Source organism: Peribacillus sp. NPDC058075 (assembly GCF_042885195.1).
In the GTDB taxonomy this organism is placed as follows: Bacteria; Bacillota; Bacilli; order Bacillales; family DSM-1321; genus Peribacillus.
In genome coordinates, this window is sequence record NZ_JBHVSL010000002.1 from 520,708 (window position 1) to 533,002 (window position 12,295).

General features: G+C 38.7%; 12 protein-coding genes and 1 pseudogene. 6 read left to right on the forward strand and 7 right to left on the reverse strand.

Annotation, left to right across the window (positions count from 1 at the left end; genetic code table 11):
* Positions 1 to 32 precede the first annotated feature (32 nt).
* From ACFVS1_RS20280 to ACFVS1_RS20290, 3 genes are all read right to left on the reverse strand, one after another.
* Positions 33 to 278: a hypothetical protein gene (locus ACFVS1_RS20280; RefSeq protein ID WP_387550029.1), complete on the reverse strand. Its 246-nt coding sequence runs from the start codon at positions 276 to 278 to the stop codon at positions 33 to 35.
* A 527-nt stretch (positions 279 to 805) separates the two neighbouring features.
* A complete protein-coding gene (locus ACFVS1_RS20285; RefSeq protein WP_352924248.1) occupies positions 806 to 1,351 on the reverse strand; it encodes a hypothetical protein in 546 nt (181 codons plus the stop codon).
* An 8-nt stretch (positions 1,352 to 1,359) separates the two neighbouring features.
* On the reverse strand, positions 1,360 to 2,556 hold the full coding sequence (locus ACFVS1_RS20290; RefSeq protein WP_057278235.1) for a ParM/StbA family protein: 1,197 nt from the start codon (positions 2,554 to 2,556) through the stop codon (positions 1,360 to 1,362).
* 469 nt (positions 2,557 to 3,025) lie between these two features.
* Here ACFVS1_RS20290 and ACFVS1_RS20295 point away from each other — a divergent pair, with 469 nt between their 5' ends.
* A complete protein-coding gene (locus tag ACFVS1_RS20295; protein ID WP_387550140.1) occupies positions 3,026 to 3,208 on the forward strand; it encodes an FAD-dependent oxidoreductase in 183 nt (60 codons plus the stop codon).
* 93 nt (positions 3,209 to 3,301) lie between these two features.
* Here ACFVS1_RS20295 and ACFVS1_RS20300 read toward each other — a convergent pair.
* Positions 3,302 to 3,612, reverse strand: a pseudogene (locus ACFVS1_RS20300) (ParM/StbA family protein); the annotation flags it as partial.
* 364 nt (positions 3,613 to 3,976) lie between these two features.
* Here ACFVS1_RS20300 and ACFVS1_RS20305 point away from each other — a divergent pair.
* The 3 genes from ACFVS1_RS20305 to ACFVS1_RS20315 all read left to right on the forward strand — a co-directional run bounded on the left by ACFVS1_RS20305 (position 3,977) and on the right by ACFVS1_RS20315 (position 6,602).
* The gene (locus ACFVS1_RS20305) at positions 3,977 to 5,497 is read left to right on the forward strand and encodes an FAD-dependent oxidoreductase (RefSeq protein WP_352924250.1); all 1,521 of its coding nucleotides are present in this window, start codon (positions 3,977 to 3,979) and stop codon (positions 5,495 to 5,497) included.
* A gap of 112 nt (positions 5,498 to 5,609) precedes the next feature.
* Entirely contained in the window at positions 5,610 to 5,804 is a 195-nt protein-coding gene (locus tag ACFVS1_RS20310) for a YwbE family protein (RefSeq protein WP_034316239.1), read from the forward strand.
* A 138-nt stretch (positions 5,805 to 5,942) separates the two neighbouring features.
* Positions 5,943 to 6,602 carry an SIMPL domain-containing protein gene (locus ACFVS1_RS20315; protein WP_387550032.1) on the forward strand — a complete coding sequence of 220 codons (660 nt, stop codon included), beginning with the start codon at positions 5,943 to 5,945 and terminating at the stop codon, positions 6,600 to 6,602.
* A 60-nt stretch (positions 6,603 to 6,662) separates the two neighbouring features.
* Here the strand turns inward: ACFVS1_RS20315 and purU are convergent, their stop codons facing one another.
* On the reverse strand, positions 6,663 to 7,562 hold the full coding sequence (gene purU, locus ACFVS1_RS20320; protein ID WP_241589672.1) for a formyltetrahydrofolate deformylase: 900 nt from the start codon (positions 7,560 to 7,562) through the stop codon (positions 6,663 to 6,665).
* Between the two features lie 679 nt (positions 7,563 to 8,241).
* Here purU and ACFVS1_RS20325 point away from each other — a divergent pair.
* Entirely contained in the window at positions 8,242 to 8,994 is a 753-nt protein-coding gene (locus tag ACFVS1_RS20325; RefSeq protein ID WP_352924256.1) for a hypothetical protein, read from the forward strand.
* Between the two features lie 1,371 nt (positions 8,995 to 10,365).
* Here the strand turns inward: ACFVS1_RS20325 and ACFVS1_RS20330 are convergent.
* Together ACFVS1_RS20330 and ACFVS1_RS20335 are read right to left on the reverse strand one after the other, a co-directional pair.
* Positions 10,366 to 10,695: a hypothetical protein gene (locus ACFVS1_RS20330; protein WP_387550034.1), complete on the reverse strand. Its 330-nt coding sequence runs from the start codon at positions 10,693 to 10,695 to the stop codon at positions 10,366 to 10,368.
* A 46-nt stretch (positions 10,696 to 10,741) separates the two neighbouring features.
* Positions 10,742 to 10,972: a DUF2599 domain-containing protein gene (locus ACFVS1_RS20335; RefSeq protein ID WP_387550036.1), complete on the reverse strand. Its 231-nt coding sequence runs from the start codon at positions 10,970 to 10,972 to the stop codon at positions 10,742 to 10,744.
* 534 nt (positions 10,973 to 11,506) lie between these two features.
* Here ACFVS1_RS20335 and ACFVS1_RS20340 point away from each other — a divergent pair.
* Entirely contained in the window at positions 11,507 to 12,286 is a 780-nt protein-coding gene (locus ACFVS1_RS20340; RefSeq protein WP_352924260.1) for a transporter substrate-binding domain-containing protein, read from the forward strand.
* Positions 12,287 to 12,295: the final 9 nt, after the last annotated feature.

The window sequence follows — 12,295 nt, forward strand, 5'->3', positions numbered from 1 at the left end:
TGACTTACAGAGTAATGCTCTCCCTATTGCATTCACCCCAGAAAGCAAATGTAACACTTAATATAGGTAAGGCATGTCCCTATTTTAGAATGGGGCGTTTTAACTTTGAAACCCACTAGCATCTTGTACAGCCATCCTTCCTCCTGCTTTTTCATCACATTAGGTTTGTTCCAGTCAAGGAAGGCCGAGATGGAAATCCAGTCATCCAGGCGGTTATAAACCGTTTTGTCCTGTACATGGATTTCAGGCCCAACTTCGGTCAGTGATGGCATAGTCATAGGACTGATATTCCTGTTATTTCATATAATCGTTTCATCTGAATACTCCCATATCTTTTATTCATTTTTTTACAGTTGTTATGCATATTCCAGAGCAGAAACCAGGACACACTAGTTGACAAAAAAAGAGGGGGGCATATCTAATGTTACAAGGGGTATGAGATGTGCATTTCTCAATACCCACATAAGATGTGCTAATCTTGGAACAGTCGCTTAAACGTATAGTTCATTCGACAATTTTCCCATACAAAAAACTTCAATTATAAAAGGGATAAACTGGATTGTGTTTGGGGCACTATGGAAAAGTGATGGCCGTTTGGAGCGTGCTTTATTCCAAGAAGGAATGTGTCCGGCGATTACAAGGGGGACTCGTCATTCAAAAGAAAAAGCCTTTCCCCGATGTTGGCCGGGAAAAGGCTGAAGCTTGATATACTCTTTTTATGCCTAATTGAAAGGGGTATGTGTTTTTTTATTTCTTCCGCCAAAAAAGGAGGATATCCAACTTGCGTCAAATATCCTCCTATAGTTCATTGATTCATTTGATCAAGAAAATCACCCAGAAGATCGTCAAGATTTTCCTCCACAGGTTCGGGTTCTTCAACTTGTTGTTCCGATTCACCCAAATCATTCCAATCGAAGTCATCCAAATCTTTCTTAGGCAGATCTTCCTGAATCTCCTCAACTTCCTTTTCTTCAGGCTCGGCCTGCACATACAATTCCTCATTCAGGACATTATTGTTCAAAGAGGCAAGCAAGGCAGTAGCGCGTAAAGGATCGGATAAAAGGTGGTACATAATCGTTCCAAGCATAGCTTCTGAGTGGGAATGCTTGAGCCAATCACGCTGAGATTTGCTTAGTTTGTTCGGCATGGGCAGGACAATCATTTCCCGATCCTGATGGGAAGATTGCCCGACTCCATCGAGAACATACTCGGCAATTTTACTGGAAAAATTCCTTCTTTCCGTTTCCTTCAATTTCTGCAGCTGTCTTAACGTATAGTCTGATACATCCGAAGGGATACGAAAAGTGATGGCTTGTCCTCTTTTAATTTCAGAAGAAGCTGTTTTTTTCATTCTCTCACCTATTTAATGGAGCCCGTTCTTTGTTCTTTCTTCTTTTGCTGAGACTGATTCTGTTCCTTTGCATTCCGGCGGCGATTAAAGTCCGAAATCAATTTATAATAGGCGTTTGCCATCATCCAAACGCTTTCCCGTTCATCTTCGAAAAAGTCTATATTGTAGCCATCGAAATTTTGATTCAATGTTTTCAAGTAATCTTTCAGGACAATCGATCCCCCGCCTACAAAATAGCAGATTTCCGTTTGGGAATTTTTTTGCCATACGTTGCGCAGGTGACGATATTGCTTTTTGGCCAGTTCACCTAAAATGCGGTCGACGATATCATGGACGCTTGTCCGGCTTCCGCGAACCATAATATGGTTGCGATCATTTTTCTTCGTGATGATTTCGACGACGTCGCGCCTGCTATCCAGCTCGACACCATGCTTCTTCCTGATTTCTTCACGAATCGATTCAAGGGCTTCAGCTACTCCCAAATTGAATCCTTGTGCCTTGTCATCGTCAACTTTACGATTTTTAATGACCGCGATATCCGTCGATAATCCACCGATATCCTGGATGAGGATCCTTCTATCGATCAATTCACGGTTAATGATATTCAAATCTTTATCCATGACCAAATTTATGTATGCAGCAAATCCCTCTGGATAGACTTTCACTTCATCGAATTTGATATTAACCTTCATGCCTTGGTATTTAGGGGTAATTAAAAATTCCACCTGGTGGACGGATCCGAGTAATTTCGAGCGGTACCCGACGTCTTTTCCTTCTTTAACCTCACGAAGAGGCAAGCCTGTTCCAAGCGTATAATTGGCTTCCACAACGTTATTCACTTTTTTGAATGTATCGTTGTCCCCCAACTTGGCAGCGTCTAATGCAAGAGCCGCAAAAAGCATGACTAATGTTTGATCTTCTTCCGATTTACTGCTTCCTAAATCCAATTCGGTAGGATTATCACTTTTTGTCGCCAAGTTCCCAACGCGATAAATCGCATTATTATCTTGAAGTGCTGGTGAATGGACCCTGATATGAATCCCTTCCAATGGGTTTTTTTCATCAAGTTCCTCAATCCCAATGACCGGACGGTCCTCTATGTCTTTTGCAATGACATTTGGTATATATAGTTCAGACTCTAGCTTTCCAAAAATAGCCTTGATAGCATCATTTCCTACGTCTACTGCTGCGATTCTAGAACTCATCTAAAAACATCCCCTTTTTTATAGAAAAAAATTTTAAGTGAAGCTTTCCCCTTAAGAATAGAAAAAGTTGCCTCGATAGTCAATCCTTCATAAGTTGTAGCTATATTTGTCGAATTGTTTTCAAATTGTTTACAATAGGAACAAATATGTATACACCATATATGTAGCCATGTATACATGTTTGTAATCTTGTATACATATTTGTGCACAATACATCTATTTTTGTTTACATGTATGCATTTTTGCAAACAATCCAAATGATATATTTTTTTACTCTTTCTTCTTATAAAAACAAGCGTATAAAAAGCGAATTTGCGCATGGTAATAAATTCCAATTCAATCAGTGAACTGTATGGAGGTATTCAAATGACTGAAAAAATTCAGCCCTCCCCGATTTCCGGAACCGAATTGGCGCAGTGAGTTAACTTCTTTTTCCAAACTAGATACAGACATAACCACTGATGTCTTAATAGTGGGCGGCGGAATTACCGGAATCACATCTGCTTATCTACTAGCCAAGCAAGTTGTGAAAGCCACATTCATTGAGTCGGATGAGACCCTTAATAGAACAACAGGGCACACAACCGCAAAAATCACGGTGCAGCACGGCTTGATTTACGACCAATTTATTACTGATTACAGTGAGGAATAGGCCAGACTATACTATATGAGCCAACACTGAAGGAACGGAGCTATCAAAGGATTGATAGAAGAACATTCTATTGAATGTACAAAATGCTTATATATACGCAAATACTAATGTTTGGTCCTCCTCTGATTTACTGCTCCCCAAATCTAGTTCTGTTGGGTTATCACTTTTTGTCGCTAAATTTCCGACACGATAAATGGCATTATTGTCTTGCAAGGCCGGTGAATGGACTCTAATATGTATCCCTTCCAAGTTTTTTTTACATCCAGTTCTTCGATTCCTATGACTGGCCGATCTTCATGTCTTTTGCAATGACATTTGGCATATATAGTTTTAGGCTCTAGCTTTCCGAATATAGTTTTAATTGCATCATTTCCTACGTCTACTGCTACGATTCTAGAACTCATCTAAAAACATCCCCTTTTCATAGAAAAAATTAGGTGGAGCACTCTAGATAGAAGAGATTTCTATTTTAGTCAATGCTTCATTAGCTGTAGCTTTATTTTCATTTGTCGAATTGTATTCATTTTTGTTTACATTAGGAACAAGTATGTACACACCTTATATATAGCCATGTGTACGCGTTTGTAAACATGTATACATATTTGTTTACAATACATCTATTTTTGTTTACATGTATACATAATTGTAAACAAACCAAATAATGTATTTTTTTAATCTTTCTTCTTACAAAAATAAGCGTATAAATAGCGGATTTGGGTATGGTAATAAATGGACAATTCAACTAATGAACTGTATGGAGGTATTCAAATGACTGAAAAAAATACAGACCTTCCCCGATTTCCGGAACCGTATTGGCGCAGTGAGTTAACTTTCCCTTCTTTTTCTAAACTAGATACAGACATAACCACCGATGTCTTAATAGTGGGCGGCGGAATTACCGGAATCACATCTGCTTATCTACTAGCTAAACAAGGGGTTAAAGTCACACTGATTGAAGCAGGCGAAATCCTTACTGGAACGACAGGACACACTACGGCAAAAATCACGGCTCAGCATGGCTTGATTTATGACCAGTTGATCACTGACCATGGTGTCGAGAAGGCCAAACTTTATTATGAAGCCAACGCTGATGGAATGAAGCTGATCAAAGACTTGGTAGAAGAACATTCCATTGATTGTAATTTGACTGAACAGGATGCCTATGTGTACGCAAATACTGAGGAATATAAAAGCAAAATTCAAAATGAATTGAAAGCCTATCAAAAACTCGGCATTCGCGGGGATTATGCGGAGAATATCCCTTTCTCCATTCCTTGTAAAGCTGCTGTAATAATGAAAGATCAAGCACAGTTTCATCCGTTAAAATACTTAACTGCCCTCATTTCGACCATTCTCGAGAGCGGTGGCACCATTTATGAACGGACAACGGCCATGAAGATCGAAGACGGCGATCCACCGACCGTTCAGACCGATACTGGACATACAATCAAAAGCAATCAGGTCATCGTTGCCTCCCACTTTCCCTTTAATGATGAAAAGGGCTTATACTTTGCCCGTGTTCATGTAAGTAGGTCCTATGTGCTTGGCATCAAGACTGAACAGGAGTATCCAGGCGGGATGTATTACAGTGCCGACAGCCCTAGCCGCTCCCTTCGCTATACCGAATTGGACAATGGGGAAAAACTTATACTTGTTGGCGGAGATGGCCATAAAACAGGCCAGGGAATCTCGACGATCGAGCATTATGAAGCACTGAAGGAATTCAGTGCCCAGTATTTCGATGTGAAAGATATTCCCTACCGCTGGTCGGCACAGGATATTATGACACCGGATAATATCCCCTTCGTCGGTCCAGTGACATCCAATCAGCAGAACGTCCTGATAGCTACCGGCTATGCGAAATGGGGAATGACGAACGGATCGATTGCCGCCAAGATCTTAACTGACCGGATTTTACAAAGAGATAACCGGTATGCGGAATTGTATGATCCTGCCCGTTTAAAAGGCGTGAAGAATATTATTCAAGATAATGCTGATGTGGCCAAGCATCTGATCAAAGGCAAATTGGCTGTCAATCATAAAACGCCGGAAGACATAGGAATTGATGAAGGAGCAATCGTGAAGGTGAATGGAGACAAAGCTGGGTGTTACCGTGATCATGATGGCCAGCTTCATATCGTTGATTCCACATGTACACACATGGGGTGTGAAGTTGCCTGGAATAGCGGCGACCGTACTTGGGATTGCCCATGCCATGGCTCCCGCTACTCCATCGCAGGTGAAGTGTTAAATGGCCCTGCTGTCGAACCATTGAAAAAAATTCGCTAACTGCCAATTTGTGATTTTATCTAATAGTCGACTGGGCCCGCAGTTTTCCTTATACTGAAGTTACTGCATGGTTGAAAGGCTGCAAATAACTCTGAAAAGGATTGAATTGAACATGAACGGTAAAAACCGGAAAGATATCACCCCAGGTGCCTCTGTGGACATTGTACTTAAAGCAGATCAACGCACCGGAAAACTGACAAGCGGCACTGTAAAGGATATTTTAACCAACTCCAGCACCCACCCTCATGGTATTAAAGTAAGATTGACGGATGGCCAGGTGGGCAGGGTTCAAGTCATTCATAAGTAATGTGCACTCGGTCCAGGCCGAGTGTTTTTTTGTAATTGCTCGATGAATTAACGACAAAGGGGATATTTCAATCATGTTTCACGTTCATAATTCGTACAATAGGGGTGAGATTATCTCTTTAAAAAGGCTGGTGTCAAGATGAATCAAGAATACAATGCCCCCGAAAGGGATTATTACCGCAACGATGAACATACATTGAAGGTTTCCGGCTCAGAGACGCTATCTGCCGCTCCGGATCAAGCCACAATCACCTTAGGAGTCATAACAGAGGATAAGGACCCGCAAAAGGCCCAGCAAGCCAATTCCCAAGCAATCGCAAATGTCATCGCATCACTTAAATCCGCAGGCATCCCCGAAGAGCAATTGAAAACGAGTGATTACAGAATCGATCCGCAATATGATTATATTGACGGAAAAGAATTATTCAAGAACTACAAAGTCCAGCACATCATACAAGCCCAAACGACCGACATCGAAAAAATAGGCAGCATAATCGACACGGCCGTCAGAAGCGGCGCCAATTCAATCACCAGCATCCGCTTCTCTTTATCCAATCCAGAAGCATACTATAACCAAGCACTTTCTCTCGCTTTAAAAAATGCATATGAAAAAGCACTCTCCATGGCTCGAACACTGGGAATCTCATTGAACCCAGCCCCTAATAAGGTTGAAGAGATATCCGAAACGGCAACCCCAATGCTTTATCAAACAAGTACCTTTTCAAAAATGGCGACTACCCCGATTTTGCCTGGTGAATTGAACATCACTGCCTCAGTAAGGGTGGAATACACATACTAGCACTCACTACATTCCATCCTAAAAACCCCCCTTGTTAGCCCATAGGGGGGTTTTGCCGCTTTAAAAGACTACCGTTTTATTTTCATGAACAATCACGCGGTCCTCCAAATGCCATTTAACGGCACGTGCCAGCACCCTGCGTTCAGCTGAACGACCGATTTTCTTCATATCCCCGGCAGAATCACGATGGTCCACACGTTCAATATCCTGCTCGATGATTGGACCTTCATCCAAATCATTCGTCACATAATGGGAAGTTGCCCCTATCAGCTTAACACCTCTGTCATAAGCTCGTTCATAAGGCCGGGCTCCAATGAAGGCAGGTAAAAATGAATGATGGATATTGATGATCCTGTTCGGATGGGCCGCTACGAAGTCCGGCGTCAATATCTGCATATACCTCGCCAATACAATAAGGTCCACTTTGAATTCTTCCAGAAGTCCAAGCTGTTTAGTCTCCACTTCCTTACGTATATCCTTATTGGCAGGAATGTAATAAAACGGGATGCCCATCGATTCGACAATTTCCCTCGTATCCTCATGATTGCTGATGACCAGCGCAATATCAGCCAATAAATCCCCGCTTTGCCACTCCCATAGCAATTCCAGAAGGCAATGAGGTTCCTTCGAAACGAAAATGGCCGTCCTCTTCAGATCACTGACATGGTTAAATGTCCATTGCATCGAGAATGCTGTCGAAACCTCCTGGAATGCCCGTTGCATATCCTCTGCCTTATCCTTCAATCCCGGACAATCGAATTCGATCCTAGTGAAAAAGGTTCCGCCCTCAGGATTCATCGAATACTGACTCAATTCAACAATATTTGCATCATATTCCTTAAGAAAAGCCGTAACGGTTGAAACAATTCCCGGCTGGTCCGGACATTTTATAATCAAACGGCCTCTATCTTGATTTCTTTCGCGAAATTCCTGTAACTGCTCTTGCACAAAGTTGCTCACCATTTTCCCAACTGCCCTTCTTCTATTTTGCTATATTATACTTCAATTCATGGCCAAAATTAAAGTCAGTCAATCAATTCGGGATTTTGTTGGTAGCCAAGACGATCCGAAAAATTCCACTATTATTCCAACATACACAGATTACACAGTAGAAATAAGTACAACACATTTAATAATTTTTGCTTACAAGAATTTTTACCTTAATATCCTATCTATAACATCTTTATCCTGTAAAAAAATTGGTGTTTATACTTAATAGAAATTAATAAAGTTCCAATAATGAAATAAATTATTTATATATTGAAACTCTAAAAATCATTTCTTATGTTACGTTTGGGATGATTTTAGACATAATAAAAAACTATCCAACCACTTGCTGGCAGCATTAATACAACATCTCTATTCTGAGCTATACATATTCCGGAAGCACAGTCGATATTATTCTTTCCAATTTAAACTGATTCGTATTTGACGTTAAAACAAAACAATGATGGAGTGGGGAAAAATAAAATGGTTACCTTAAAATTAAAAACTAAATGGCTGTATTCGTAAGAGATTCAAAATCACGTAATCTTTTGGTTGTTTCAGTGTTAAAACATTTGATTTCAATTTTGAGAAATGCACGTCTCTCTTTTCATTTAACATAGAATACACAAACTAAATGGAGGGAGAAATAACATTGATACAAAAAATGAAATCTTTACTATTTTTATCCTTGATTCTAGTTTTAGGAGCCGCTTTACTTCCATCTCATGTATTTGCAGCTGAAGGTAACTCACCTGTAACAGGGGCAAAGCCAGTTGAAAGACAACCACCATCATTAGACCCGATTGAAATTAAGGAAATTACATTTAAAATTAATAAAAATTTATCAGACGAACAAATCATTGATAGGTTTGAAGAAATTAATTCAAAATATAATATAAATGAGCCCTTTTCATTGGAAGATACAGAGTTTATAAGAGCTTATGCTTCAAGTACAAACGAAACAGCGGACATTGCCGCCCAACCAACTAACTTAATTCAACCAATTTCACTGAAATTTGGTAATACAAATAGCCAATCTTTTAGTAAATCAAAATCAAAATATGGTGTAACTGTTAAATTCACTGGAAAAGTTTATACAAATATAAATGTATTAAATCATAGTTATCGAGGAAACCTTAAAGCTACGATTCCTGCCGGAAGTTCAAAAGTTAAAGGAATTAAAACTGCTGTAACAAATGTTGCTTATGGCGTACTAGGAAAAAGCGGAACTTACGTAGGCATAGTTTATAGTGGTTCCGCACAAAGTAGCACAACCACAAAAAAAACATCATGGGCAATGGATAAGACTGTAAAATATAGTGCAATTGCTGTAGTATACACATACACTGATGCTTATGTAGAAGTTAAAACAACGAGCGGGTCCTTCAACTTATATGCATTCTAAGGAGTAAAAAAATATGAAAACCTTTAGTCCAATAGGAGCTTTAATAGCAATAGTTATAATAACTTTAATAGGATTTCTTCTTATTAAAATTGCAAGAAAATTCAAAAGATAAGACTAAGTTTTATATGTGACAAATTGGGATAAGCAGCTAAAATTAGCTGCTTATTCTTTTTTTTGCAAATAATCTCCCATTACAAGTAAAGCTATGCCTAGTAAAATAGTAATTACAATTATAGTAACATTTATACTCACTATTATATTCAAAGATTTAAATAGTATAGGAACTAACAAAACCATAAGTCCGAGTAATTTAAGCAAGAAATACTTTTCATTTTCTACTTTCGCCTTTGTTTTTGTCATCGTTCCAAGCCATAAGTTCAAACCATAAATAACATTTGCTATTGTATTAGTCGCTGAACCTGAGACTCCGCCCCCTTGCCCAGTTATGCAAAAGCCACCGAGTTTTCAATACCACTACCAAGTTTCCGAAAATTGGATATAAATCAACCTTAGGCTTAAGGTTTAATAAAATGAAGGATGAAAAAAAGCACCCATCAGTAGGTGTTTTTTAAAAAAATCAGTTTGTTTTTCTCAAAAAATTAAGGTTAATTACTACAATAAAATGAGCATCGGGATTTATTTTTAATTGCGATAATTTAAGCGTTGAGATCGAAGAAAAAAACAAAAATTGCATCAAATAGGCTCACCAAAAGGACCTATTAGTATGGCAGAAGGCGACTTCCTTTCAGCTTTTTTCTCTCCGATATATATACCATATTTAATAATCAGGATAGTCCCAAAAGTGGAATTAATTGTTTTCATATCGAAACCCAAAAAGACATTGCATATGTTACTTTTGATACAAGTTGAGGTTTTAATTGGTAAAAAGTAAAGTTGCTCGTGTTTATCAAAAATACACATATAGAGATTAAAAACTTTAATAGGGTAGGTGAAGTTAAAATGGATGTATCGTCTTCTTACTTTATATTTGGTTTAATAAACATGATTTTAATGGTTGTATCTATACCAGCCATCATATACGCTTTGTATTTATTACGTAAAATATCAAAAAAATAAAGAGAAAAAAGGAAGAGGCGTTTTTGCAGTTACTTTTCCTTTTTTGTTCACTTGTTTCCACAACCTGGACTTTTCTGGATTACTTATTTAGAAGTCAAATAGGGTAAACGTTTATGTAAATCAAACTCATCCCATGGTTTTTATAAGTCGAACTCATCTAAGATCTATCCCTTAATTCATAGTTTACCCCCTAAAGAATATAGTACTGGAATAACTGTAAATAGACTAGAAATCTAGAAAACGCTTAAATCACCTACTCATTTGTTTCCTGGCTACGGCAAATGCTTTTTTTTATTATTTATTTCGTTTTTTTTCACCTAGACTTGCCGCTAGAGATAAAAAGATATAAGGGAACGCCAATAAAATTAAATCCGGGAATCCGTATTTCTGAAATACTAGGTTGTTCGGGGTTTCCTCATCAATATAAAAGCCAAAGCCTGCCATATAAAAGCCAACTAGTAAATAAGTTAGAAAGGAAATAGCAAGGGTACTTATAGCTAGTGTATCTAATTTGATTTTAGCGATAGTTAATACGAGGTAGATCACATAAACAATTCCTAAAAGCAGTAACAGTAGAGAAATATAATCTGGCTCATATATTGCTTGATTGGTACTATCAAACATATGAATTCCTCCTCTTACTTAAAATTTATACTTGTTGTAAACACCATTACGTTGCAGCATTGCATCTATTGTAATAAGTTGGTGATAGCGATACATCAGGACGCCAAGGTTCTAAGTTCCAAGGTGACTTGTAAATGGTTAATGGATTTACAGCATGACAAATGAATTGATCTTTAATTCTTCCTTCTTTTGAACTTGATACATGGGATTTAAATGAAGCATCAGCTTTTAATTCAGCCCACATATCTTTCATTAATGAAGATTGAATGGTAATCATTTAATCTTATATAAAAGGAACTTGTTATACATTCCTACTTTGGAACAATGGGTTTCATTTTTGAGTAAATAAAGTGAAAGTGATGATATGAAATGAGGGTTTTTTATTTCAAGAGTCACTATTTCTAATTTAGTAACACTTGCAAAATCAAATGGAGTTTCCTTTGAATAAAGCTATCCTCTATTCATATTTCATAGGTTTTACTCGCGGAAAAGTCGGCCAGATCACGGTCGACTTTTTTATATGGAAATGACCTAGTATGAGGATGAAAAGATACCAGTAGTTCTCATCCACTATTACTAGGCACTATCATTCTTCCAATAAATAACTGGGGAATTTAAAGGAAATGAAGGCAAAGGACGAGAACCTTTATGAAATGCATAGTGAAGGGGGATTCTTGAATGAAATGTCGGTATGATCTGGACTACCTTTTTTATTTCAGTTTTATTTTCCCTAGTTAATAAGGTTATTCACTGCCTCATAAGGGTATAGACCATTCTATTAGTTTTTTTCAAAGGGGGAAATGAAATTATCATGAAATCATCCGTTACATTCATTGTATCCATTCTGGCTGTTCTTGGCCTTCTGTCCGGCTGTGCTGAAAAGGACCAGCTGGAGGACGGGAGTAAGCTGATCAATGAGGACCAGTTTGTTTTCGCTGCCTCAGGCGAATTCAAGCCATTCAGTTATGTTAATGATGACATGACCGTAACCGGGTTCGATATTGAAGTCGGCAATGCAATTGCAAAGGAACTCGACCTGGAGCCAGTACCTAAACGGATAAAGTTCAAAGGTATCGTGGAAGGTGTTAAAACCGGTCGGGCAGATGCCGCGGTCGCGAGTCATACAATCAATGAACAACGAAGTAAACATGTTGCCTTCTCGACCCCTTATTACTACTCAGGTCCTCAAATTTTTGTCCGCTCGGATAGTGATATTAAAACGGTTGAAGATTTAAAGGGGAAGGAAGTTGCGGCTTCTAAAGGCTCCACGTACGCAACCACAGCAGAAAAGTATACAACCAATGTAAAAACCTATGACAGTGATATCACCGCCCTGAAAGCATTGAGCGGAGGACGTCATGATGCCGTCATCACCGACTTCGTAACCGGCAAGGAAGCGACCAAGGAAGGTTTCGACATCGAAGGAAGGCAATTGATCGAACGAAGCGAGCAGGCCATCGTACTGCCTAACGACAACCCTCAGCTGCTTGCACGCATCAACGAAGCACTTGAAAACCTCCGGGAAGATGGAACTCTTGCGGAAATCAGCAAAAAATACTTTGGTGAGGACATCACAACTAAGCCTGAATAAAGATTGATA

Coding starts and splice junctions, on each gene's coding strand:
- ACFVS1_RS20280 (WP_387550029.1), bottom strand. CDS start 278: ATGACTATGCCATCACTGACCGAAGTTGGGCCTGAAATCCATGTACAG.
- ACFVS1_RS20285 (WP_352924248.1), bottom strand. CDS start 1,351: ATGAAAAAAACAGCTTCTTCTGAAATTAAAAGAGGACAAGCCATCACT.
- ACFVS1_RS20290 (WP_057278235.1), bottom strand. CDS start 2,556: ATGAGTTCTAGAATCGCAGCAGTAGACGTAGGAAATGATGCTATCAAG.
- ACFVS1_RS20305 (WP_352924250.1), top strand. CDS start 3,977: ATGACTGAAAAAAATACAGACCTTCCCCGATTTCCGGAACCGTATTGG.
- ACFVS1_RS20310 (WP_034316239.1), top strand. CDS start 5,610: ATGAACGGTAAAAACCGGAAAGATATCACCCCAGGTGCCTCTGTGGAC.
- ACFVS1_RS20315 (WP_387550032.1), top strand. CDS start 5,943: ATGAATCAAGAATACAATGCCCCCGAAAGGGATTATTACCGCAACGAT.
- ACFVS1_RS20330 (WP_387550034.1), bottom strand. CDS start 10,695: ATGTTTGATAGTACCAATCAAGCAATATATGAGCCAGATTATATTTCT.
- ACFVS1_RS20335 (WP_387550036.1), bottom strand. CDS start 10,972: ATGATTACCATTCAATCTTCATTAATGAAAGATATGTGGGCTGAATTA.
- ACFVS1_RS20340 (WP_352924260.1), top strand. CDS start 11,507: ATGAAATCATCCGTTACATTCATTGTATCCATTCTGGCTGTTCTTGGC.